The 22,763-nt window shown below is 71.3% G+C and carries 26 protein-coding genes and 1 pseudogene; 20 read left to right on the forward strand and 7 right to left on the reverse strand.

Translation table 11 applies throughout. The features are described from left to right. Positions 1-114 precede the first annotated feature (114 nt). The 3 genes from WCD58_RS20570 to WCD58_RS20580 all read left to right on the forward strand — a co-directional run bounded on the left by WCD58_RS20570 (position 115) and on the right by WCD58_RS20580 (position 1,688). On the forward strand, positions 115-507 hold the full coding sequence (locus tag WCD58_RS20570) for an MDR/zinc-dependent alcohol dehydrogenase-like family protein (protein WP_337704935.1): 393 nt from the start codon (positions 115-117) through the stop codon (positions 505-507). A gap of 47 nt (positions 508-554) precedes the next feature. Continuing rightward, entirely contained in the window at positions 555-929 is a 375-nt protein-coding gene (locus WCD58_RS20575; RefSeq protein WP_337704936.1) for a hypothetical protein, read from the forward strand. A 285-nt stretch (positions 930-1,214) separates the two neighbouring features. Then, positions 1,215-1,688, forward strand: a complete 474-nt coding sequence (locus tag WCD58_RS20580; RefSeq protein WP_337704937.1) for a hypothetical protein — start codon at positions 1,215-1,217, stop codon at positions 1,686-1,688. Positions 1,689-1,765: 77 nt separating this feature from the next. On the opposite strand, the gene WCD58_RS20585 is transcribed toward WCD58_RS20580, so the two are convergent. Beyond that, positions 1,766-2,263: a MarR family winged helix-turn-helix transcriptional regulator gene (locus WCD58_RS20585; RefSeq protein WP_337704938.1), complete on the reverse strand. Its 498-nt coding sequence runs from the start codon at positions 2,261-2,263 to the stop codon at positions 1,766-1,768. A 276-nt stretch (positions 2,264-2,539) separates the two neighbouring features. Here WCD58_RS20585 and WCD58_RS20590 point away from each other — a divergent pair, with 276 nt between their 5' ends. The 11 genes and pseudogenes from WCD58_RS20590 to WCD58_RS20640 all read left to right on the forward strand — a co-directional run bounded on the left by WCD58_RS20590 (position 2,540) and on the right by WCD58_RS20640 (position 11,114). Next, entirely contained in the window at positions 2,540-3,586 is a 1,047-nt protein-coding gene (locus WCD58_RS20590; protein ID WP_337704939.1) for a bacteriorhodopsin, read from the forward strand. Continuing rightward, complete coding sequence (locus WCD58_RS20595) at positions 3,583-4,683, forward strand: Brp/Blh family beta-carotene 15,15'-dioxygenase (RefSeq protein ID WP_337704940.1); 1,101 nt, start codon at positions 3,583-3,585, stop codon at positions 4,681-4,683. The genes WCD58_RS20590 and WCD58_RS20595 overlap by 4 nt, the downstream gene beginning before the upstream one ends. 146 nt (positions 4,684-4,829) lie before the next feature. Continuing rightward, positions 4,830-5,030 (forward strand): hypothetical protein, encoded by a 201-nt coding sequence (locus WCD58_RS20600; RefSeq protein WP_337704941.1) that lies wholly within the window; start codon positions 4,830-4,832, stop codon positions 5,028-5,030. A gap of 13 nt (positions 5,031-5,043) precedes the next feature. Next, entirely contained in the window at positions 5,044-5,208 is a 165-nt protein-coding gene (locus tag WCD58_RS20605; RefSeq protein ID WP_337704942.1) for a hypothetical protein, read from the forward strand. Then, entirely contained in the window at positions 5,208-6,143 is a 936-nt protein-coding gene (locus WCD58_RS20610; RefSeq protein ID WP_337704943.1) for a DMT family transporter, read from the forward strand. Before WCD58_RS20605 ends, WCD58_RS20610 begins: the two co-directional genes overlap by 1 nt. Beyond that, positions 6,140-6,454: a YrhK family protein gene (locus WCD58_RS20615; protein ID WP_337704944.1), complete on the forward strand. Its 315-nt coding sequence runs from the start codon at positions 6,140-6,142 to the stop codon at positions 6,452-6,454. Before WCD58_RS20610 ends, WCD58_RS20615 begins: the two co-directional genes overlap by 4 nt. 112 nt (positions 6,455-6,566) lie before the next feature. After that, positions 6,567-7,247, forward strand: coding sequence for a DUF6629 family protein (locus WCD58_RS20620; RefSeq protein ID WP_337704945.1), 681 nt, complete (start codon positions 6,567-6,569; stop codon positions 7,245-7,247). Between the two features lie 377 nt (positions 7,248-7,624). After that, the gene (locus WCD58_RS20625) at positions 7,625-8,494 is read left to right on the forward strand and encodes a manganese catalase (protein ID WP_337704946.1); all 870 of its coding nucleotides are present in this window, start codon (positions 7,625-7,627) and stop codon (positions 8,492-8,494) included. 322 nt (positions 8,495-8,816) lie between these two features. Then, positions 8,817-9,254, forward strand: coding sequence for a hypothetical protein (locus tag WCD58_RS20630; protein ID WP_337704947.1), 438 nt, complete (start codon positions 8,817-8,819; stop codon positions 9,252-9,254). After that, positions 9,254-9,562, forward strand: a pseudogene (locus WCD58_RS20635) (molybdopterin-dependent oxidoreductase); the annotation flags it as partial. The gene WCD58_RS20630 and the pseudogene WCD58_RS20635, both read left to right, overlap by 1 nt. A 55-nt stretch (positions 9,563-9,617) precedes the next feature. Next, complete coding sequence (locus tag WCD58_RS20640) at positions 9,618-11,114, forward strand: molybdopterin oxidoreductase family protein (protein WP_337704948.1); 1,497 nt, start codon at positions 9,618-9,620, stop codon at positions 11,112-11,114. A gap of 314 nt (positions 11,115-11,428) precedes the next feature. Here the strand turns inward: WCD58_RS20640 and WCD58_RS20645 are convergent, their stop codons facing one another. The 3 genes from WCD58_RS20645 to WCD58_RS20655 all read right to left on the reverse strand — a co-directional run bounded on the left by WCD58_RS20645 (position 11,429) and on the right by WCD58_RS20655 (position 13,546). Beyond that, entirely contained in the window at positions 11,429-11,863 is a 435-nt protein-coding gene (locus WCD58_RS20645; RefSeq protein ID WP_337704949.1) for a PPOX class F420-dependent oxidoreductase, read from the reverse strand. A gap of 54 nt (positions 11,864-11,917) precedes the next feature. Then, a complete protein-coding gene (locus WCD58_RS20650) occupies positions 11,918-12,328 on the reverse strand; it encodes an ester cyclase (RefSeq protein WP_337704950.1) in 411 nt (136 codons plus the stop codon). A 78-nt stretch (positions 12,329-12,406) separates the two neighbouring features. Further along, complete coding sequence (locus WCD58_RS20655; protein ID WP_337704951.1) at positions 12,407-13,546, reverse strand: glutathione-independent formaldehyde dehydrogenase; 1,140 nt, start codon at positions 13,544-13,546, stop codon at positions 12,407-12,409. A 315-nt stretch (positions 13,547-13,861) separates the two neighbouring features. Between WCD58_RS20655 and WCD58_RS20660 the strand changes: the two genes are divergently transcribed. The 4 genes from WCD58_RS20660 to WCD58_RS20675 all read left to right on the forward strand — a co-directional run bounded on the left by WCD58_RS20660 (position 13,862) and on the right by WCD58_RS20675 (position 16,538). Then, on the forward strand, positions 13,862-14,287 hold the full coding sequence (locus tag WCD58_RS20660) for an aldehyde dehydrogenase family protein (RefSeq protein ID WP_337704952.1): 426 nt from the start codon (positions 13,862-13,864) through the stop codon (positions 14,285-14,287). Then, on the forward strand, positions 14,284-14,700 hold the full coding sequence (locus WCD58_RS20665; RefSeq protein ID WP_337704953.1) for a VOC family protein: 417 nt from the start codon (positions 14,284-14,286) through the stop codon (positions 14,698-14,700). The genes WCD58_RS20660 and WCD58_RS20665 overlap by 4 nt, the downstream gene beginning before the upstream one ends. A 162-nt stretch (positions 14,701-14,862) precedes the next feature. Continuing rightward, positions 14,863-15,609, forward strand: coding sequence for an SDR family NAD(P)-dependent oxidoreductase (locus WCD58_RS20670; RefSeq protein ID WP_337704954.1), 747 nt, complete (start codon positions 14,863-14,865; stop codon positions 15,607-15,609). Positions 15,610-15,659: 50 nt separating this feature from the next. Beyond that, the gene (locus WCD58_RS20675; RefSeq protein WP_337704955.1) at positions 15,660-16,538 is read left to right on the forward strand and encodes a substrate-binding domain-containing protein; all 879 of its coding nucleotides are present in this window, start codon (positions 15,660-15,662) and stop codon (positions 16,536-16,538) included. A gap of 1,028 nt (positions 16,539-17,566) precedes the next feature. Here WCD58_RS20675 and WCD58_RS20680 read toward each other — a convergent pair. The 3 genes from WCD58_RS20680 to WCD58_RS20690 are packed head-to-tail and all read right to left on the reverse strand — an operon-like array spanning position 17,567 to position 20,539. Next, a complete protein-coding gene (locus WCD58_RS20680) occupies positions 17,567-18,445 on the reverse strand; it encodes a fumarylacetoacetate hydrolase family protein (protein WP_373696256.1) in 879 nt (292 codons plus the stop codon). A gap of 4 nt (positions 18,446-18,449) precedes the next feature. Continuing rightward, on the reverse strand, positions 18,450-19,190 hold the full coding sequence (locus tag WCD58_RS20685) for a GntR family transcriptional regulator (protein ID WP_337704956.1): 741 nt from the start codon (positions 19,188-19,190) through the stop codon (positions 18,450-18,452). A gap of 47 nt (positions 19,191-19,237) precedes the next feature. Beyond that, positions 19,238-20,539, reverse strand: a complete 1,302-nt coding sequence (locus tag WCD58_RS20690; RefSeq protein WP_337705205.1) for an alpha-hydroxy acid oxidase — start codon at positions 20,537-20,539, stop codon at positions 19,238-19,240. A gap of 147 nt (positions 20,540-20,686) precedes the next feature. On the opposite strand from WCD58_RS20690, the gene WCD58_RS20695 reads away from it, so the two are divergent. Beyond that, a complete protein-coding gene (locus tag WCD58_RS20695) occupies positions 20,687-21,463 on the forward strand; it encodes a type 1 glutamine amidotransferase domain-containing protein (protein ID WP_337704957.1) in 777 nt (258 codons plus the stop codon). Positions 21,464-21,597: 134 nt separating this feature from the next. Beyond that, a complete protein-coding gene (locus WCD58_RS20700) occupies positions 21,598-22,761 on the forward strand; it encodes an LLM class flavin-dependent oxidoreductase (RefSeq protein ID WP_337704958.1) in 1,164 nt (387 codons plus the stop codon). Positions 22,762-22,763: the final 2 nt, after the last annotated feature.

The following is a 22,763-nucleotide window of genomic DNA, read 5'->3' on the forward strand; positions in this document are numbered from 1 at the left end:
GCCCATGGCGCCGGTTGGTCACGCCCCCGAGCCGGGTAGGCCCGGCGCACCGGTTCACCCTTCAGCCGGCCCAGGCGTGGTCCGACGGGAGGGGATCGGCTGACGAAGGCCGTCGTGTGGCACGGACCGGGAAGCATCTCGCTGGACGAGCGCGAGGCCTCGCAGGGCGGCGAGCTCACCTGGCGGCACGGGACCCGCCCGTCCCAGGCCGCGCGCTGGGTGGTGGACGCCGTCGCGAAGGCCGGCACCATCGGCGTGGGGGTGTACCCGCCCGGTCGACGCCTTCCCGTCGGTTCGGCGATGAACCGCAACCTCACCGTGCACCTCGGCAACTGTCCCCACCGCTCGGTGATCCCACCGCTGCTGGACATGGTCTCCACCGGCGCGCTCGACCCGTCGAACGTGCTCACCCGCCAGGAGCCGATCAGCGACGCCATCGAGGCCTACCGGGTGTTCGACCAACAGCAGCCCGGCTGGGTCAAGGTCGCCCTCGACGGCCTCACCTGACGCTCGCACACACGACCTCCGCCACCCTCGACACCAGGAGACAGCACGTGACACGGCGAGACGCACGACTGCCCAAGCCCATCACCCCGGAACTGCACGGCGCACTGGACTACGGGTTCCTGGCGCTCAACGTGATCGTCCCGCGCCTGCTTCGTCTGCCCTCGCGGGCACGCGCGGTGTTCGCCGCGTTCGGTCTCGTCCAGGGCGGGCTCAACGCGATCACCGACCAGCCGCTCGCGGCGCGCCACCTCGTGCCCTTCGCCCTCCACGGGCGGATCGAGCGCGACAGCCTGCCGATCTACCTCGGACTCCCGCTGCTGACCGGCATCCTGCGCGACCGCCGGACCCTGGCCTGGTTCATCACCGCCGGCGCCACCCTCGTCACGGTGTACAACCTCACCGACTGGCAGGCACGCGCCTGACCCTCGGCGGATCACCCGCAACCCGCCCCCGTGAGACGTGCAGCCACGGCCGGACGAGTCGGGTCGCTGGTGACGCCGGGCAGCCCGTTCGACCTCGCGTGGGGCGCCGGCGGAAGACAACTGCGTCCCGCGATCGAAGTGGATCACCGCGCCCGCCGGCGAGCCGCCCGGGCCGGACCTCATCGCGGTTTGCTCTACCCGCCCTGCGGCGATCCGACCCGGTTCCCGTATCCGCGATTCCACCCAGGGGCTCGTCGGGACCACCCGAACGAGAGGACTCCGACTGTGAGCACCCATCGACCCGCCCGCCTCATCGACCGCGTCAGCCTCGCGGTCGGTCGCGGTCTGCTCTCCGGCCTCGCCGGCACCGCGGCGATGACGGTGTCCAGCACCGTCGAGATGAAGATCAACGATCGGGGTGCGAGCGCGACTCCCGCGCAGGCGGTCACCGAGGTCACCGGGGTGCGGCCCGCCGACGACACCGCGCAGCAGAAGCTCAACACTCTCGCGCACTGGGGCTACGGCACCGTCTGGGGCCTGGGTCGCGGTGCGCTCGACCTGGCCGGGCAACGTGGCCCGCTGGCCTCCCTCCTGCACCTGGTCGCGGTCCTCGGGTCCGAGCAGGTCATCATGCCCGCGCTCGGACTGGGGTCACCGACCCCGCGCTATGGAGCCTCGGCGGCCGCCACCGACGCGTGGCACCACCTCGTCTACGCCGCCGCCACCGGAGTGGCCTACGACGCCCTGGCCGCCCGCTGACGCGTCGACTCCCGGCCGTTCCCGACCCGGGCGGCAACCGCCGGTGACGCGCGGGCTCCGGTCAGTCGGGGCGAACCTCAGGGCTCGGGGTGACCGGTGTGGAGGTTCCCGTCCTCGTCGTGGGCGGCGGCGGCGAAGGCGGCAGCGCCGCGCAGCAGGGCCTGCCGGTCGTCGGGGTCCATGCGCTCGCTGACCGCGCGGTAGGCCTCGGCGCGGACGCGGGCGACCGCGGCCAGCACCTGGTGTCCCTGGGGGGTGAGCTCGACCAGGGTGGCGCGGCGGTTCGACGGGGACATCTCCCGCGTGACCAGGCCTGCCTCGCTGAGGCGGTCCGACAGTCGACTGGCGGTGGAGGGCTGGACGTCCAGCGCCTGCGCCAGCCGCGAGACGTGCGCGCCCCCGAGGTCCTCGAGGGCCTGCAGCGCCTGCAGATGTCTCGAGCTGACGGTGTCCAGCCGGTTCACCGCGTGCATGCTCACGTGCACCAGCTCGCGGGTCGCGCGCTCGAGCGCATCGTCGAACGACGCGGCACCCGGTTCGGCATCGGTCGCCCCGGCGTGCGCGGCCTCGGGCATGTCCTCAGCGTGACACACCCAGACGCTCGCCCCCTCGCCGACGGTCCCTGCCCGGACGAGGCGCGGGCGTGTATCGGGCGTGGTCGACGGGCATTCCACGAGCGCCGAAGTCGTACTTCTAGCACAACATGCGCCACGCACGAATCTCGTGTATCCATGGCGTCCACCGCCACGCGTCCACCTCTCTGCGCGTGTTCCGCGGTCCCTCCCTTGTGACCTCCCGCGCCACCGCGCCCGCGACAACGGGCCCGGTCGCTGCGCGGCAAGGAGTGTTCGATGTTTGCTGCCATCGGCCCGTTGCCGGCCGCCCCACCCGAGAACGGCGGCTTCTCCAGCGTCGTGTCCTACACCCCGGGCATGTACCACCTCGTCGAGTACTCGCTCGGCGTCGCCGGGCTGGCCCTGTTCGCCGGCTGCGTCTACTCGTTGATGACCCGCGCCGAGATCGGCGGGAAGTACCGCTCGGCGATCCACGCGTCGGCACTGATCCAGGGCATCGCGTTCCTGGCCTACGTGGCGCTGTTCCTGTCCTGGCACACCGGGTTCGTCTACTCCCAGGGCATGTACGTGCCCGCCCCGGACGCCCGGTTCTCCCCCGGGCTGCGCTACGCCGACTGGTCGGTGACCGTGCCGCTGCTGATGGTCGAACTGCTCTCGGTGTGCGCGCTGGCCGGCGCAGCACTACGCCGAGCGCGGTTCATCGCGATGGCCTCGGCCTTCCTGATGATCATTACCGGGTTTCTCGGCGCCCAGGTGTTCGCCGACGGCACCAGCACCACCTGGCTCAACGTCTGGGGCCTGATCTCCACGGTGTTCTTCATCGTGCTCTACGTCGTCGGAGCCCGCGCCATCCTCGGCGCCCGCAGGCAGATGTCGGCCGAGGCGTGGAAGCCGCTGATGCACAGCGGTGTGGTGCTCGGCGCCTTCTTCGGCGCCTACCCGCTGCTCTACCTCATCCAGGTGTACGTCAGCCCGGACCTGAGCCCCGCCACTCTCGCGGTGTGGGCCGTGGTGGTCCAGGTCGGGTTCTCGTTCTCCGACATCGCCGCCAAGTGCGGCTTCGGCGCGCTGGTCCACAAGGTCGCCAAGGTCCGCACCGCCGAGGACGTCAACGCCCGCGAGGAGTCCCACCCCGAGCAGGTCTGGGTCTCCCACGTCAAGCAGGCCGACGCCTGGCCCCCGCAGATCGCCGCGCTCTCGAGCACCGGGGTCCTGGACTCCCTCACCGGTGCGCCCGCGGGCACCGCCGGCCAGGCCGTGGACGGCCAGACCGGCAACGGTCACGCCCCGGTCGGGGCAGGTCCCCAGCACGGACATCGGTGATCGTCTCCATCCCCGGCGGGCGCACGCGCTCGCGGGCCGCCGTCACCAGGGTGGCGGCGGCCCGCGGGCCGGCAGCAGCCCAGGCGGGTGATCAGCCACGAGCCGCCATGCGGTTCGCGCTGCGCGCCGCGACCACGGCGTCGGTGACCGTGGTCCTCGCTGCGCTGCTCGTGGGGGTGCTGGCACCACAGCTCTGGGCGGCCGCGCCGTGGCTGGTGTTCGGGGTCGGGCTCGTGCTGGGCGTGCCCCACGGCGCGCTCGACCACCTGGTCCCCTGGTGGACCTCGGCCCGGACGCGGCCACGACGCGCCATGGCGGCGATGATGGCCGGCTACCTGACGCTCGCGGTGCTCGCCTTCACGGTCGCCCGCGCATGGCCGGCACCCGCTCTGGCCGGGTTCCTGCTCGTCTCCCTGCTGCACTTCGGTGCCGGCGAGGCCGCGATCGACAGCCTGCGCCGCCGGCGACCCGACCGTCCGCACCCGGCACTACGCGCCGCGACGGTGCTGGCCTTCGGCGCGACGACGGTCGTGATCCCCATGGCTGCCCGCCCCGACGTCGCGAACCCCGTCCTGCAGGCTTTCGCCCCGTCGACCGGAGCGCTGCTGGCCGCGGGCTGGCAGCCCGCGTGCCTGGTCGCCGTCACGGTCCTCGACCTGGTGGTGGCCGTCCTGCTGGCCGGCACCGGGCGCCTCGGCGCCGCCGGCGAGCTGCTGCTGCTCGCCGCTCTGTTCCTGCTCGTCCCGCCCCTGCCCGCGTTCGCGGTGTACTTCGGGGCCTGGCACGGGCTGCGCCACCTCGCCCGCCTGGCCGCCACCGACCCTGCCAACGCCGCCGACCTCGCTGGCGGACGTCTGCTCCGGCCGGTGCGTCGGCTGGCCGTGCACGCCGCCGCGCCGACCCTCGCGGTCACCGCCGCCCTCGCCGCGATCTGGGCGGTGCCCGGCCTCGCCGACCACGTCGCGCGTGGGGCGGTGTCCGCCGGGCTCGCCGTCGTGTTCGCCCTCACCGTGCCCCACCTGCTCGTCGTCGCCGTCCTCGACCGACGCCAACTGCGCGTCCCCGCGCCGGTCGACTCCCACCGAACCCGCCACTGACTGCTCACCCGTATCCCAGGAGGTCCACCGCCGTGTCATCACGCTCGTCCACCCAGTCCCCGGAGAACCACTCCCGCAGTGACGTTCCCGCCACCCGTCCCGGGCGGTCGCGAGAGGCGGGCCGCCGCGCCGGCCAGCACGACACGGTGGGTCTCCCGGTGCCCGGCCTGGGCACCGTGCACCTGTCCCGCCCTCAGCTGGGCTACGTCGCCGGCGTCGTCGTGCTCACCGCCGCCGAGCTCGTCTCCTGGCCGGTCGGGCTCGCCCTGGCCGTCGGGCACCTGCTCGCCGCCGACCGCGACAGCACGACCCTCGAGGACTTCGGCGAAGCCCTCGAGCAGGCCTGACACGGACGCCGCGATGTCCGACGACCACGCCCTGCCCCTGCTCGTCATAAGCACCGGCGTCCTCGCCATGGCCGGGCCGACACCGCTGCCGGTGCTCCGGCTCGCCGTGATGGCCGCGGTCGCACCGGCCCCTCGCGCCCGCGCCGCCATCCCCACGAGACAACCGACGCCGTCGTGATGACCCTGCTGCCCCTGGGCCTGGCGGTCGTGGCCGCGATCCTCAACGCCTCCGGTGACCTGCTGCAGCGCCGCGCCACCCGTGACGAGCCCGATCAGGCCACCGGCGGCGCGCGGATGCTGCTCGACCTGGCCCGCCACCCCGCGTGGCTCGGCGGCGTCGTGGCCAGCCTCGTCGGGCTGTGCGTGCACGTCGTGGCGCTCTCGCTCGGCGAGCTCGCCACCGTGCAGCCCCTGCTCGTCCTGGAGATGCCGCTTGCCGTGCTCGGCATGTCCCGGCTGTTCGGTGTCTCCCTGTCACGACGGGACTGGGTCGCGGTCGGCCTGCTCACCCTCGGCCTGGCCGCGTTCGTCGTCTTCCTCTCCCCCACCGGCGGCGACCCCACCCAGGTCTCCGGCGTGCAGTGGGCGGTCGGCCTCGGCATCCTGGCCGTGGTCGGCGCGGCGGCCGCCCTGGTCGGTCTGTACAGCGGTCGTGACCTGCGGGCCGGGTTGCTCGGTCTCGCCGCCGGTGTCGGCTACGGAGCCGCCGCCGTGCTGTTCTCCGCCGCGGGCTCGGCCGCCTCCGGCGGCATCACCGCGATCGCCACGACCTGGCAGACCTACGCCGCGATCGTCGTCGCGCTGTTCTCGTTCTACCTGCTGCAGAACTCCCTGAACTCCGGACTGCTCGTCGCGACCGAACCCGGCTTGACCCTGGCCAACCCCATCGTCGCGGTCACCTGGGGCCTGCTGCTCTTCGGCGAACAGGCCCGCACGGGAGCCTGGCTGATCGGCTCCGTCGCCGGCGGCGTCCTGCTCGTCGCCGGAACCCTGCTGCTCAGCCGCTCCCCCGTCCTCGACGCCCACGCATCCGGCGACCCCGAGGAACCGAGCAGTCCCGTCCGCTCCCGGGGGGACGCCTCCCACGACGACCCAGCTCGAACCCCTCGATGAGGAGACCCTCCGTGAGCACCGCCGACACCCACCCCCGACCGCTGGTCTTCGTCCTCGGTCACCACGAACTGCTGATCCGCCGCCGCTACGAGGTGCTCAGCATCATCAACGACATCCTCATCGCCGTCTGGTTCACCATCGGCAGCTTCATGTTCTTCTCCGACGAGCTGACCTACACCGGCACCTGGCTGTTCGTCCTCGGCAGCATCGAGCTCCTCATCCGGCCCGTCATCCGCCTCGTCCGCCAGGTCCACCTGCAGCGTCTGCCCGGACGTCACGGCACCCCGACCGACCTCGGCCACGACTTCTGAGCCAGGTCGCCCCACGGTGGCCTGGAGCCGTGACCGACAGCCGAGCCGTGCCCCGACGCCCGGGACACCCACGCCCGCCCGGCCCAGCCCGACCCCGAGGACGGACCTGACGATGTGCTTCTCCGCGACGGCCAACTTCGTCGGCAGCCCGGTGGTGGGCGCGATAGGCGTCGCGACACTCACCCAGGTCCGCGAGCCCCGGGAGGTGGTGTTCGCCTCGCTGCCCCTGCTATTCGCGATCCACCAGTTCGCCGAGGGCTTCGTCTGGCTGGGCCTGCAGGGGCAGGTCACGCCCGGCGTCGGGGCCGCCGCGGCCTACTTCTACCTGCTCTACGCCCAGGGGGTGCTCCCGGCGCTGATGCCGTTGGGCGTGCTGCTCATCGAACCGTCACGGCGCCGCCGGTTGCGGATCGCCCCGTTCCTCCTGCTCGGGATCGCCGCAGGGGTCTACCTGTTCTGGATCGACATCGCCGAACCGGTCACCTGCCGCATCGTCGGCCACAGCATCGCCTACGAGAACGACGGATCGCTGGTCGGCCTGTTCGCCGTCGCCTACGTGGTGGCGGTGGTCGGGGCGGCGCTCTTCTCCGGCTACCGCTGGATCGTCGCCTTCGGGATCGCCAACCTCACCGGCCTGACCGCCACCCAGATCCTGCTCGCCAGCAGCTTCACGTCGATCTGGTGCGCCTACGCCGCGGTCGTCAGCGTCATGATCCTCCTCTTCTTCCTCCGGCGTCGCCGCCACGAACGCCGCGAGGGCACGGCCCTGAACGACCACGCGATCGCGACGTGACCGCGACGGACCGGCTCGAACAACGTCGCCCCCGAGCCTCCACCGGACCCGGTGCGCTGCACAGCGTCGTCCGGGGTCGGCGACTCGGGTGTGATCGCGCTGGTCGTCGGGTACGCCACGTTCCTCCGGCTGCGGCGTTCATCCACGTGCGCCATGCCCCGGACTCCTGCCGTCCCTTCGCGCCGGCGGCCCGTAGAGGACGTTCCATCTCACCGGCGTCGACACATCGCGTGCGTCACCACGACCACCTCCAGGACCGGTCTTCAGGCCCGACCACCCGCGCCGCCCGCCGCATCCCGGTCGAACCGTTCAACGGGTCGGCGACGGGACGGGACGTCGCTCGGTGGTCTCCGCACGTCTCTCGAGAAGGAATCTTCATGTTCCGCCACACCAGCCGGCTGCAATTCACCTCCAAGCCCGACAAGCCCGACGCGCTCTACGCGATGAAGCTCCAGGAGCTCATCGGCGGCGCCTGGGGTGAGATGACGGTGTCCCAGCAGTACCTGTTCCAGGGCTGGAACTGCCGGGTCCCCGGCAAGTACAAGGACATGATCATGGACATCGCGACCGAGGAGATCGGGCACGTCGAAATGCTCGCCACCATGGTCGCCCGCCTGCTCGAGGGTGCCCCGTCCGAGACCGTGGCCGGCTCACTCGACGGCGACGCCGCCACCGCGGCGATCATCGGCGGGATGAACCCCCAGCACGCCATCGTCGGCGGCGGCGGCGCCCTGCCCAGTGACTCGAACGGGAACCCGTGGATGGGCAGCTACATCGTGTCCAGCGGCAACCTGCTCGCGGACTTCCGCGTCAACGTCGCCGCCGAGTCCCAGGGTCGTCTGCAGACCGCGCGCCTCTACAACATGACCGACGACTACGGCGTCCGGGAGATGCTGAAGTTCAACCTCGCCCGCGACACCATGCACCAGCTGCAGTGGCTCGCCGCGATCGAGCAGCTCCAGGAGGACGGCCTCGGCGGCGTCGTCGTCCCCGACGCCCTGCTCGACGAGGAGAACCAGGAGCACTCCCGCACCCTGTGGGGGCTCTCCGACGGCCAGCACGCCCACGAGGGCAAGTGGGCCCAGGGCACGGCACCCGACGGCGCCCACGAGTTCACGTACCTCAACAACCCCGACCCGCTCGGCGACATCGCCGACGCGCCCGCGCCGGACCCGATGCTCTACGCCACCTACAACACCAGCCACGACGGGATCATCGGCAAGGTCAAGGACAAGCTCGGCTCCTGACCCGCCGGCTCATCTTCCCGCCGTCCCCGCCGAACACGTCCCGGCGGCGTCGGAGATCTAAAGCGATATGCGACGACCGATCAGCCCGAAAGGGCACGGATTGATCGACCACGGGTCCCTGGCGACGATGCTGAGCGTGGCCGGCCCACCCCGGCCGGCGCGTCGGTCGATCGCCGCGTTCGGCGTCGTGCAGGACTGCCTCAACGCGGTCACCGACCGGTCCCTCGCCCCGACACCGACCACCGAGGCTCCACGTGGAGAGGTCGGGCGACCGGTCCTCGCTAAGTGTGCGTGCACGGAAACGGCGGGACGATGACCATCGATGATCACCTCGACCGCACCGTGGACGTGTGGGGCTCCCGGACCCCACCACGTCCGCGGCACCGAGTGGCCCTCGCGGGTCGACTCGTACCTGCGGCCCGGGGTCGAGGAGAGCGACGTCGAGCGGTGGGTGCGCTCCGCGTGCGTCCTGTGCAGCAACGGCTGCGGCCTGGACATCGCGGTGGCGAGCGGAGAGATGGTCGGAGTGCGCGGCCGGGCCGACGACCGGGTCAACCGGGGACGGCTGGGCCCGAAAGGGCTGTACGGGTGGCAGGGCCAGCAGCGTGACAGGCTGACACGCCCGCTCATCCGGGACAGGTCAGGGCGGCTGGTCGAGACCGACTACGAGACCGCCATGAGTCGCGTCGCGGAGCGCTCGCGTGACCTGCTCGACGCCCACGGGGGTTGTCGCACGGCTTCTACACCTCCGGGCAGCTGATGGCCGAGGAGTACTACACGCTCTCGGTGATCGGGAAGGCCGGCATCGGCACGCCGCACATGGACGGCAACACCCGGCTGTGCACCGCGACCGCGGCGGCGGCGATGAAGGAGAGCTTCGGCACCGACGGTCAGCCCGGCAGCTACGCCGACGTCGAGCACTGCGACGCGCTGTTCCTGTTCGGCCACAACGTCGCCGAGACCCAGACCGTGCTGTGGGCGCGGATGCTCGACCGTCTCGACGGGTCGGACCCGCCGCGGCTGGTGTGTGTGGACCCGCGGCGTACCGAGGTCGCCGCGCGGGCCACGGTGCACCTGCCGGTGCGTCCGGGCACCAACATGGCCCTGGTCAACGGGCTGACCCGTGAGCTGCTGCACCGCGGTTGGGGTCGACGGGGCGTTCATCGACGCTCACACCGTCGGGTTCGACGCGCTGGCCGCGGTCGTCGAGGACTACACCCCCGAACGGGTCGCCGAGATCTGCGGGATCGACGCGGGCGACCTGGTCGCGGCCGCCGAGGTGTTCGGCACCTCGTCACGGGTCCTCTCGACGGTGCTGCAGGGCTTCTACCAGTCCCACCAGGCGACCGCGGCCGCGGTCGGGGTCAACAACCTGCACCTGCTGCGCGGCATGATCGGGCACCCGGGGGCGGGGGTGCTGCAGATGAACGGGCAGCCCACCGCGCAGAACAACCGCGAGTGCGGCGCCGACGGCGACCTACCCGGCTTCCGCAACTGGGACAACGCCACGCACGTTCGCGAGCTCGCCGAGCTGTGGGACGTCGACGTGTCGACGATCCCGCACTGGTCGTCGCCCACCCACGCGATGCAGCTGTTCCGCTACGTCGAGCAGGGCTCGATCCGGTTCCTGTGGATCGCCGGCACCAACCCGGCGGTGTCGATGCCCGAGCTGGCCCGCATCCGCACCCTGCTCGGCGGCGACCAGTGCTTCGTGGTGGTCTCCGATGCCTATCGCACCGAGACCACCGAGCTCGCCGACGTGGTGCTGCCCGCCGCGCTGTGGGGCGAGCGGACCGGCACCTTCACCAACGCCGACCGCACCGTGCACCTGTCCGAGCAGGCCGTGCACCCCCCGGGCGAGGCCCGCAGCGACCTGGACCTGTGGATCGACTACGCCCGCCGGATGGACTTCCGCAGCCGCTCCGGGCGCCCGTTGCCGTGGTGGGACTCGCCCGAGGACGCCTTCACCGAGTGGACCCGCGCGACCGCCGGACGACCGTGCGACCAGACCGCGCTGACCTACGACGTGCTGCGGGAACGTTCGGGTGTGCAGTGGCCGGTCACCACCGACGCGCCCGCGGGGACCGAGCGGCTCTACACCGACGCCGTGTTCAACACCGACACCGACTACTGCGAGACCTACGGACACGACCTCGGCACCGGGGCCGCCGTCACTCGCGAGCAGCACCGTGCGTGGCGTCCCGACGGGCGGGCGGTGCTCAAGGCCGCCCGTCACAGCACCCCGCCCGGGGCCCCCGACGACGCCTACCCGATGCGGCTGATCACCGGTCGCACCGTGCACCACTTCCACACCCGCACCAAGACCGGCCGCGCCGAACAGCTCGAGGACGCCGCCCCCGCACCGTGGGTCGAGCTCGCCACCGCAGACGCCGCTCGCCTTGAAGTAGGCGAGGGCGACACGGTGCGGGTGTCCAGTCCCCGCGGCGCGCTGAGCCTGCCCGTGCGGGTCACCGGCGTTCGAGAGGGCACCGTGTTCGTCCCCTTCCACTATGGACGCCAGGCCGCGAACGAGCTCACCATCACCGCCTGGGACCCGGTGTCCAAACAGCCCCAGCTCAAGTTCTGCGGTGTCCGCGTCGACCCGATCGCTGAGGTGTGACCGTGCCGTTGCGCACCTATCTCGGACTGCTCCACGACGCCGAACAGACCCTCGCCGACTCGTGGCGGCTGGTCGCCGACGGGTACGCCGCCGAAGCCGACATCCACCACCTCGGGCACGCCCTCGCCGAGGAGTGCGAGGAGCACATCGCCCGCCTCGCTCCTTTGATCGCCCGGTACGGCGAGCGGCGCCACGACGAACCCGAACGACTCCGCGAGGGTCCGGAGCCGGGGAGGTTCTCCTGGCCGGTCTGCCCGGCGGCGGGCGCGAGGTCGCCCACTTCAACGGAGACGTCGCCCGCGTGGCGCACATGGTCAGTCGCTGGTGTCCTTGTTCTGGTCGATGATCGTCTGGCGCTCGGGGGTGATCCAGAGGATCACGCGTTCGGACTTGATGCCCTCGGGCGGGTAGTCGGTCCCGAGGTACTGGTGCGCGACCTCGTCGATGTGCTCGCGAGCCTCGGACCCGGTGGTGGTGCGCTCGACGCGCCCGCGAATCTCGGCGTAGCGGTAGGGGTCGCCCTCGTCGCGGATCAGCACCGTGATCCGAGGATCTTTCTGGAGATTCTGGTACCGCTTGCGGTGGGTCTCGGTGTTGAGGACCAGCGAGCCGTCCTTGATCGCGACCCACAGCACCTGGGTCTGCAGCTTGCCGCTGGGCAGGACCGTCGTGACCGCTGCGAAGTTCTTGCCGTTCGCGAGCTCCTCGGTGACCGGGTGGAGCTGCGGTCCGTTCTTCGTGTCCGCCATGAGGGGTCCTTTCGTGTCGCAAGGGGTGGGGCTCCGGAGGCGTGGCCGTCGGGGTCAGGGCTGGAGCTGGGCGAGCAGGCCCGCCATGTCGGTGGCGCCCCACCGCTCGACGATCTGGCCGTCCTCGAAGCGTCCGAGCTGCAGCCCGCGCACCTCGATGCGCCGGCCGGTCGCGGCGACGCCCTCGAAGTCGCCCTGATGGGTCCCGGTGAGCGTGTAGGCGAACGCGATCGTGTCGTCGTCGGCCACCATCCGCTCCGGGGTGATCGTGAAGTCGGGGAATGCACCGACCAGATAGTGGAAGAACCGGCGGTACCCCTCGCGGCCCTGCTCCTGGAACGGCGCCGGGTCGTGGTCGACCGCGTCCGGCGCGAACATGATGTCCACCCCGGCGTCGACGTCCCCGGCGTTGAGACGCTCGGCGGCCTTCTCCTGTGTCGCGATGTTGTCGTCTCGGCTGCTCACGGGTCCTCCTGGGGTTTGAGGTGGATCGGGCGGCCCGCGGTGCCGCGGGCGTCACCCCGCGGCACCGCGCCATCGGGGTCAGGCGGCCGGCTTGAGCAGGACCTTGGTCCAGCCCTGGAGGCGCTCATCGAAGCTCTCGTAGGCCTCGGGGGCCTGGTCGAGGGACAGTTCGTGGCTGACGATGAACGAGGGCGCCGCCTTGCCCTGGTGGATCAGCTGGGCGAGCTGACGGTTGTAGTTCTTGACGTTCGCCTGCCCGTTGCCGATGCCCTGGCCCTTGAACCACGTGGTGCCGTAGTCGAGCGGGTAGCGTCCGATCTTCGCGTCCTCGCTCGGCGCGCCCGGGTCGCCGGGCAGGAACAGTCCGACGACGCCGATCTTCCCGGTGGGCCGCACGGCCTGGAACAGCGAGTTCAGGGTCATCGACGGGTTCTCGTTGCCCTGGGCGTCGTGGGCCTGGTAGCCGACGCACTCGCAGCCGCGGTCGGCGCCGCGGCCGTCGGTGAGGTCGAGGACCTGCTGGGCGGGGTCGCCCTGCGAGTCGTCGATCGGCGTCGCCCCGGCCCGCTCGGCGAGCTTGAGCCGGTCGGGGTGGCGGTCGACGACGAACACCTGGCTCGCGCCGCGGATCACCGCCGAGTAGGCCGCCATGATCCCCACCGGGCCGCCGCCGTAGACCACGACCGACTCGCCCGGTCGCATCCCGGCGAGCTCGGTGGCGTGCCAGCCGGTGGGGAAGATGTCGGAGAGCATCGTGTAGTCGTTCTGCTTGTCCTGCGCGTCCTCGGGCAGGACCAGGCAGTTGAAGTCGGCGTAGGGCACCCGGAGCAGCTCGGCCTGGCCGCCCGCGTAGGGGCCCATGCCGTAGAAGCCGTAGGCGCCGCCGGCGGTGCCGGGGTTGACGGTCAGGCAGAAGCCGGTGTTGCCGCGCTCGCAGTTCTCGCAGAACCCGCAGCCGATGTTGAACGGCAGGCTGACCTGGTCGCCGACCCGGACGCGGTCGACCCCGTCGCCGACCTCGACGACCTCGCCCATGTTCTCGTGACCAAGAATCTTCCCGGACTCGAGCCCGGTGCGTCCCTCGTACATGTGCAGGTCCGACCCGCAGATGTTCGTGGTCGTGATGCGTACCAGGACGTCGGTCGGTTTCTCGATCGTGGCGTCCGGTACGTCCTTCACCGACACCGACTTCGGGCCCTCATAGACCAGTGCCTTCATGTGAGATCGATCCTCTCCAACTAGCGGGAAAGACAAGTACGACGTGCACGAGCGCTGGCGCGGCCCGATCAGTTGGTGACGGCATCGTGCAATTCCGCTGGCGGCGGCGGGATCGTCGGCGTTGCGGGTTCGACTCATCCGCGATCGCGCAAGTGGCCTCCGCGGCTTTCACGTCGCGAATGCTGTGCAGTGATCATCGTGGGTGCGCCCGGTGACGAGGTCGCGGGGTGCCGGCACGGGCTCAGGCGGAGGGGGCGGCTGTGTCCACCACCCAGTCATGCCCTCCTCCACCACAGGGAGGCTGGTGCGCGAGGGGTGGCCGATCGGCGGACGACGTCAAACGTCACGGATGCCGCAGTCGGACCCGGGTTGCCACGCATCGGGGTCTGGGTAGCCGCTGCGATGGCCATAGCAACGACGAACCCCGCCACGGGTGAGGCCGTCCGCGAGTTCGACACGCTGACCGAGGCGCAGCTGGAGGAGAAGCTCCAGCGCTCGTGGGAAGCGTTCGGGACGTATCGGGACACGACGTTCGAGCAGCGCGCCGGCTGGCTGCGCCGCGCGGCCGACATCTTCGACGAGGACAACGGACGGCTCGCGCAGCTCGCCACCCTGGAGATGGGCAAGACCCTCGTGGCCGCTCGCGTCGAGGTCACCAAGTGCGCCGACGGCTGCCGCTGGTACGCCGACCACGCCGCGGAGTCATGGCAGGTCAACGCCAAGACGATCTGGGTCCAGTGAGTACCGCGACCTTCTCCGGCGTGGCCCACGTGGCGCTGGTCGTGCGGGACATGACGACGAGCGTGCGCTTCTATGAGGAGGTGCTCGGCTTCGAGCGGGTCGGCGAGGTCACCGAGGGCCCGCCGTCCGAGGGCCATCCCCGGCGGTTGATGCGCCATCCCGGCGGCGGACTGACGCTGGGCGTCCACGAGCCCTACCGGCGCAGCGGGGACCGCTTCGACCCGCAACGCACCGGGCTCGACCACGTCGCGGTGACCGTGCCAGACCGGGCCACGCTGGACGCGTGGTCGACGCGGTTGGCCGAGCACGACGTCGAGCACTCCCCGACCCGCGACGTGGGCTACGCGCAGTTCGTGTCGTTCTGCGACCCGGACGGCATCGCCTGGGAGATCTGGCTGCCCGCGGCGGCGTGATGGCACCGACAGCCATCCCGGCAGGGGCGAGTAGCCCCACGTCCGGGGCGACGGGCGAGTCGCCCCGCCGTGGCACGACATATGCGACGACCAGCAGTAGCTCACGTCAGCCGAGCAGGCTGCCCCTCACGGGCGACGAGATCGACGGCAAGGAGATCGCAGGTGAGCGAGCGGGTGTGCCTGATCACCGGAGCCAGCCGAGGCATCGGCGCCGCCAGTGCGCGCGAACTCGCGGCGCGCGGTCACGCTGTGGTCGTCAACCATCGTGACAGCGCGACCGATGCCGAGGCCGTCGCGCACGACGTCCGGGCAGCCGGCGGGGCGGCGCTGGTGGTGCAGGGCGACGTGACCGAGCCGGGCGACGTGACGCGCGTGATCGACACGGTCGTCGGACACTGGGGACGGCTCGACGTGCTGGTGCACAACGCCATGACCCCGTTCCCGATCACCCCGTTCGCCGACCTGAGCTGGGAGCAACTCGGCACGAAGCTCGACCAGGAGATGCGCGCCGCGCACCTGCTGACCCACGCCGTCCTGCCGGAGATGATCGACCGCCGCTACGGACGGCTGGTCTACCTGTCCACCGGCCTGTCACGTCGCCCCCGAGACGGGATGATCGCGCTCGGTGTCGCCAAGGCCGCCCTGGACTCCTTCGTGCGCTACGTCGCCGCCGAGGTGGCGCCCCACGGCGTCACGGCCAACGTCGTCGCCCCCTCCACGGTCGACGACACCGCCGTGAGCGGGCGGCTCTCCGACGAGCTCACGGCACAGCTCGCCGCCGCGACCCCGATGCGCCGCCTCGCCCGACCCGAGGACGTCGCGCGCACGGTGGCCTACTTCGCGGGCGACGACGCCGCCTTCACCACCGGCAGCTGGGCACCGGTCAACGGCGGCCTGATCATGCCCTGACCCCGGGTCGCGAGCACCCCGACAACTCGACCCGCACCAGGAGCAGCGCGTTGCACACCCTCGACCTCACCTACGTCGGTCACGGCCTACACGAGGAGCTCGTCGCCTACGTCGCCGACCAGGAAGGCTTCCCCGAGCAGGAGGGCGTGCACCTCGCGGTGCGCGACGGGGTGAACTGGGACGACCAGCGGCTGCGGCGCGGCGCCACCATCGGGCTCGGGCGCTCGGTGTTCGCCCGGCTCACCGACGGCGTCGAATGGACCGCCCTGTCGGTCAGCACCCATCGCCCGCTGTTCTGGTTCGTCGGCGGCCGCGACGTGCGCGCCGTGGACGAGCTGCGGGGACGTCGCCTGCTGGTCCACGCCCCGCACACCGCCCCGGGATGCTTCGCCCGCATCGTCCTGCGCCGTCACGGCCTCGACCCCGACCGCGATCTGGAGTGCGTGATCCGCCCGCCCGGGGACTACGGGATGGACCTGCGACGGCTGCGCGCGGGCGAGGTCGACGCCGCCTACCTCGGCAGCACCCTCGACCCCGCACAGATCGCCGCCGAGGAGGGGTTCCACGAGCTCGCCTGGGTCGGCGACCACCTGGCCATCCCCACCGTCGGACTCGCCGTCGATCCCGCCGTCGTCCCGCTCGACGATCCGGCGGTCGCCGCCGCGGTGCGCGCGCAACGGCGGGCCCTGGCCCTGCTCGCCGCCGACCCGGAGTCCGCCGTCGCCTACCTCCAGCGGTTCCTGGGCCGCGCCACCCCCGACGAGGTCCGGCGCTACCACGCCCGCTTCGTCGCGCCCTGGTTCACCGCCGACGGCCAGGTCGACCTCGCCGCGGCCGACGAGGGCCTCGCCGCCGTCGCCCACGAGCTCGGCGTCACCCACGTGCCCCGAGCCGCCGACGTCTACCGCACCGACCACGTCACCCTCTGACCGGCGTCCCTTGCCAGCACTTGGGGCTCCCGGGATCGAGACGATGGGCCCGACGACGTGACTGCCGTGACTCCCGGCCGTGTGGTGACCACCGAGGACCGCGACTCCCGCGACTGACACCGCTCTGCTCGCGCTCATCGAGAGGATCTCGAGGGTGCCCGTCGCGACCTTGGCCACGCCGACTCCGTCGAGCTGGCCGCGATCGCATTGATCGTCCACGACGCGCGGTCCGACGGTGGAATCCTTACTCCCCATGGCGCGGATTACGGCCCGCTTACGTCACAACACAGACGATGCCGACGGGCCTCCGCTCATGATCGACACTCGGCAGCACGTCCACTGACCTGCACAAACGAGCACCGGAAATCACCGTCGTCGCCGTGACTCCTGTCCACTGGGTTCGGGGTTCGAGTCCCTGACGGCGCACCCTTTCTGCTGTCAAAGTTCTGCGGACCGATCTTCGAGGTGACTCCGGGCCGCCCCTACGGGCCGTTTACCCCGGGCGATCGCGCCATCTCAAGATCGGGTCTAGAGGGCTCAAGACCCGGTCCTGCGCCGCCACTGACTCGCAAACATCCGCGTCGGATGCCGCACGCTCACTCGCAGATCGTTGGCAGAGCGTGCGTCGACTCGGTGACCGCTGTCGCCCGTCGACAGCCCGAGCCGATACCCGCTCGACCGCAGCACTCGCCCGCGGTCGTTAAGCAGGGGCCGCTCCCCTGGGACGCCGCCCGCTCCGGCTTGGTCGGCGTTCAGGTCTTCGCCTGGCCGCGCCGCCACGGCGGGACCGTGATTTCCCCGGCCGGCCACTGACGCGCCCCCCACCCGAGCGCCCGGCGTCCTCGACTGATCACCCGATCCGGGGGCATCCAGTGTGCGGTCTGGTGCAGCCGTCGGTGAGCGGCAGGCTCATGGACATGGGGGACCTCCTCACGCCCCGCGACCTTGGCCAACGACCGTCTCATATGTTTGGCGCAGGCCGTTCGGCTGATAGGCCGCCGCAGAGGCTCGGGGCTGGGTGTCGCCGCTCATGAGATCGCCGATCTCGATGGCGCCGCCACCGCTGCTTCGATGACCTGTCGTTGGCTCCCGAGCCGATCGATGTGTGTCTCGACGACGTCACCGGGCTGCAGGTAGGGGAAGCGCCCGGACAATGCGACCCCTTGCGGGGTCCCGGTCAGGATCAGGTCGCCGGCCTCGAGCGCGACGTATTGGGAGAGATCGACGATCAGGGCCGCGACGTCGAAGATCATGTCGGCGGTCGTCGAGTCCTGCCGTGGTTCACCGTTGACCCAGGACGCGATACGCAGGTCGCTGGGGTCGATCTCGTCGGCCGGCACCAGGGAGGGGCCGACGGGGCAGAACCCGGGCGCGATCTTGCCCTTGGACCACTGCCCTCCGGAGACCTCCATCTGCCGGCGCCGGTCGCTGAGGTCGTTGGCGATCGTGTAGCCCGCGATCGCGTCGGCGGCGTCGCTGCGCTGGGCGAGTCGGTGGGTTCGTCGGCCGATGACGACGGCCAGCTCGACTTCCCAGTCGAGGGTGTCGCAGCCCGCGGGTCGCGTGACGGTGTCGTGGGGCCCGATGACGGTGTTCGGGTGCTTGAGGAAGACGATCGGATCCGTCGGAGGGGCAGAGCCGGTCTCGGCCGCGTGGGCTGCGTAGTTCTGGCCGATGCACAGCACCGCGGTGGGGCGGGCCACCGGCGGCCCGACGCGGAGGTGCCCGGGGTCCTCGATGAGCGGCAGTGCCCCGCGTTGCAGGGCGTCGCGGGCGGCCGCGAGACCTCCGGCAGCCAGCCACCGGCCGTCCACGTCCCGGGTCAGGGGGGAGAGATCGAACAGGTCGCCGCCCACACGCGCGATGGGACGTTCCCGGCCCTGCTGGCCGAGTCGCAAGATGTCCAACCGGCTACCTTCCTCCTCCTGGAGCTCGAGGCGTGCTCCGACGCTTGGTCGTCGCGTCCTCGGCGGTGTCCTGGGCCCGCCACTCGCGGGTGATGCGCGTGGTGAGGTTGTCGAGATGGCGGATCATCGCGGTTTCCGCGGCCTGCCCGTCCTGGTCCTCCAGCGCGCGCAGGACCCGTTCGTGCTCCAGGACCGCCGGTCCGCGGCTGGTGACCCACGCGGTGGAGTAGGCGGCGAGGATCACCTGCGTGCGCACCCTTTCCAGAGACTCGGCGAGGCACTCGTTGCCCGCGAGATCCTGGATCGCGTGGTGGAAGTCGGAATCGGCGCGACGTGCGCCGTCCTGGTCGCCGCTGTCCACGGCGCTGCGGAACCGGTCGTGGACGATGACCAGTTCCTCGAGGGTCCGCTCGTCGATGCGTGGGGCGGCCAGCCGCGCGGCGAGTGCTTCGAGCTGGGTGCGGACTGCCAGGGAGTCCAGGAGCTCGTAGCGGTCGGGGGCGGCCACGGTGATCGTGCCCGCCACCCGTCGCAGCAGTCGCTCGGAGAGCAGCCGCTCGACCGCGTAGCGCACCGGGCTGCGGCTCATCTCGAGGTCGGTGGCCAGCCCGAGCACGCTGACCGGGGCACCCACCCCGAGGACGCCGTCGAGGATCCGGTTCCGGATCAGACCGTAGGCGGCGTCGGCGAGGGAGTCGGTCCGGGGGTCGGTGCGGGGGTCGGAATTGAGGTCTGCCGAGGTCACGAGTGGCCCTCTCGCTCGGTGCGCTTCTGAGTGGTGGGCGGAGAAGCCTAACCAGCCGGGATCGCCAGACCGGCCTCGGCGAGGTCTGCCCACCGGCGATGCCCCCCAGCCTCGGGCGCGGGGACCAGCCGAACGAGGTCGGGGGTCAGCTCGGCGATCGAGCGGGCCCCGAGCAAGGTCATGGTGGTGGTGATCTCTTCCTCGAACAGGGCTGCAACCCGACGCACGCCCAGCTCGCCGGCGGCCATGAGGCCATAGAGGTAGGCTCGCCCCACGAGCACGGCGTTCGCGCCGAGCGCAAGGGCCGCCACGACGTCGGCGCCGGAGGTGAAGGCGCCGTCGACGAAGACCTCGCTGCGGCCGTCGAGGCGATCGAGCACCTCGGGCAGCTGGCGGAGCGGGGTGGCGGAGCGGTCGAGCTGGCGGCCGCCGTGGTTGCTCAGCACGATCGCGTCGGCGCCCGCGGACGCGATCCGGGCCGCGTCCTCCGCGGACTGGACTCCCTTGACCACGAGCTTGCCCGGCCACTGCTCGCGGAGCCAGTCCAGGTCCTCGAAGTCCACGGCGGGGTCGAAGAGCGTCGCGGCCAGCTCGGCGACGGTGCCCTGCCACGAGTTCAGCGACGCGAAGCTCAGCGCGCGGGTGGTGAGCAGGTCGATCCACCAGTGGGGGTGGCGCGCACCGTCGATGAAGGTCCGCAGTCCCAGTGAGGGTGGGAGGGTCATGCCGTTACGGACATCGCGCAGTCGCCGGCCCGCGACCGGGGTGTCGACGGTGAGCACGAGGGCCTCGTAGCCGGCGGCGGCGGCGCGGTCGATGAGCTCGCGGCTGCGGCCCCGGTCGCTCCAGAGGTAGAGCTGGAACCACCTCCGACACCCCGGGATGATCTCGGCGACGTCTTCCACCGAGCAGGTGCCCATGGTCGAGAGCGCGAAGGGCACGCCCGCCGCCCCGGCCGCGCGCGCGGTCGCGAGCTCGCCCTCGTGGTGCAGGACGCGCGTGAAGCCGGTCGGGGCGAACACGATCGGCAGCGCACTCGGGGCGCCGAGGATCGTCGCGCGGGTGTCGACGGTGGACACACCGCGCAGTACCCGCGCGATGAAGTGAACCGAGTCGAGATCCTCGCGGGCGCGAGCCAACGATCGCTCGGACTCCGCGCCGCCCTCGACGTAGTCGAAGACCGCTCGAGGGACGCGGCGGCGGGCCATCGCGCGGAGATCCTCGACGCTGGCCGCCCGCGAAGCCCTGCGCCGGTCGCCGTCGAGCACCACCGGGCGCGGGCGCAGTAGATCGGCGAGCTCCGCCGCTCGCGGCAGCCGACGCGCCCCGTCCAGCCCTGTCCATCGCATGACCGGAACACTGCATCCACAGGATCGCGTCGTCAAGCTCGATTGCATCCATCTGCGCGGGATACACGCGCGTAGTGCGTAACCTGGTGTTGACTGAGTCACGGTTTCGGACTACACCTGAATTCACCCCAGACCGAGGAGGAGCTTGTGTCATCGCGTCCGCCGTCCGTGCTCGTACCGCTGCCCGACCGCGACTTCGACACCACCGAGTCGTCGATCGCGTGGCGCGCCTTCGTCGACGCCGGCATCGAGGTCACCTTCGCCACCGAGACCGGCCGGGTCGCCGCCTGCGATCAGCGGCTGCTGCGGTCGGGCTTCTTCAACTGGTTCCCGGCCGGGCCGGACGCCGTGGACGCCTACCGGGCGATGTCGAGCTCCCCGGCCTTCCGGTCCCCCATCACCTACCGCGACATCGACCCCGCCGACTTCGACGCGGTCCATCTCGGCGGCGGGCACGCCCAGGGCATGCGCCAGTACCTCGACAGCGGGGTCCTCCGCGAGCGCGTGCTCGGGTTCCACCGCCTGGACAAGACGATCGGCGCGATCTGCCACGGCTCGCTGATTCCGGCCAGGACCATCGATCCCCGCACCGGGGCCAGCATCATCGAGGGTCGCCGTTTCACCACCTTGACCCGCCCGATCGAGAAGTTCGCGTTCCGCTGCACCTGGTTCCGGGTGGGCCGCCGCTACCGGACCTACTGGAAGTACACCGAGACCGAGGTCAGACAGGCCGTGGGGCACTCCGGCGCGATCGAGCGCGGCGAGACCCGCTTCGGCGCCTTCGGGTACTCCCTGACCCACGACGAGCCGATGGTGGTCGAGGACGGCCACTTCCTCAGCGCCCGCTACCCCCTCGACGCGCCGCGCTACGCCGAGGCGTTCGTCCGTCGCCTGGTCGACGACCGCGCCGCGGCGACGCCGTAACGGCTCCCCGCTCCCCCTTCTCCGGCCGAGGCTCACGCTCGGCTGCCGTCGGCTCCCGCCGCGGCGAGAACCACTGCACCCGCCACCACGCCGGCCCGTGGCCGGCACCAGACGACCTTCGAGAGGCAACACCCATGTCGAACCACGCCCCTGCCGACGAGCGCCGGGATCGGCGCGGCACCAACGCCCTGTTCTCCGCGAACCCCCTCAAGCTCGGGCTCTTCGGGCCCAACTGCGACCGCGGCTGCGCGATGACACTCTCCGACGACGTGCCGCTGCTGACCTGGGACTACACCAAGAAGATCGCCCAGCTCGCCGACGAGGCCGGCTTCGAGGCCCTGGTCCCGGTCGCCCGCTGGAAGCAGATCGGCGACAACGGCTTCAACGGCCGCAACTTCGACACCTACACCTGGGCCGCGGGTCTGGCCTCGGTGACCGAACGGATCACGCTGGTCACCACCGCGCACGTCCAGGCATCTCACCCGGCGGTCGCCGCCAAGCAGGTCGCCACGATCGACCACATCAGCGGCGGCCGGACCTGCCTGAACATCGTCAACGGCTGGTTCGAACCGGAGTTCAAGATGCTCGGCGGATCGTTCCTGCCGCACGACCAGCGCTACCGATACACCAGCGAGTGGTTCGAACTGCTCGAGCGGTTCTGGCTCGAGCAGGACGACTTCGACTTCCGCGGCGAGTTCTTCACCGTCGAGGGCGGATACTCCCAGCCCAAGCCGATCCAGCTCCCCCGGCCGGCCATCATGAACGCCGGGGGCTCGAAGACCGGTCGCGACTTCGTCGCCCGCTACGCCGACTCCGGCTATGCCCTGCTCGCTGGCTACGACCTCGCCTCGACCCGGGCGCTGGTCGAGGAGCGCCGGGCTGAGGCCGCAGCCTACGGGCGAGAAGTGGACACCTGGACGACCGCCTACGTGATCCAGCGCGACACTGCCGAAGAAGCCGAGGCCTACCGAAAGCTGGTCTTCGTCGACGAGGTCGACGAGAGCGCCGGCCAGACCGCCGCGCACTATCTGGGTCTGAACTCCTCGGCCATGGCGCCCGACCAGTGGGAGGAGTTCAAGCTGCACCTGCGCGCCGGCTACGGCGGCTACCCCTTGGTCGGCACCGCCGAGCAGATCGCGGAGAGCCTCATCGGGCTGAGCCAGGCGGGGGTCACCGGTGTGTCGCTGTCCTTCGTCGACTTCGTCTCCGGCCTCGACCGTTTCGTCGCCGACGTGATGCCGCTGCTCGAGAACGCCGGCGTGCGCAAGCCGGTCTCGGCGCTGTCCGCGGTCTCCTGAAC

It is taken from the genome of Actinomycetospora flava (assembly GCF_037400335.1).
Classification (GTDB): domain Bacteria; phylum Actinomycetota; class Actinomycetes; order Mycobacteriales; family Pseudonocardiaceae; genus Actinomycetospora; species Actinomycetospora flava.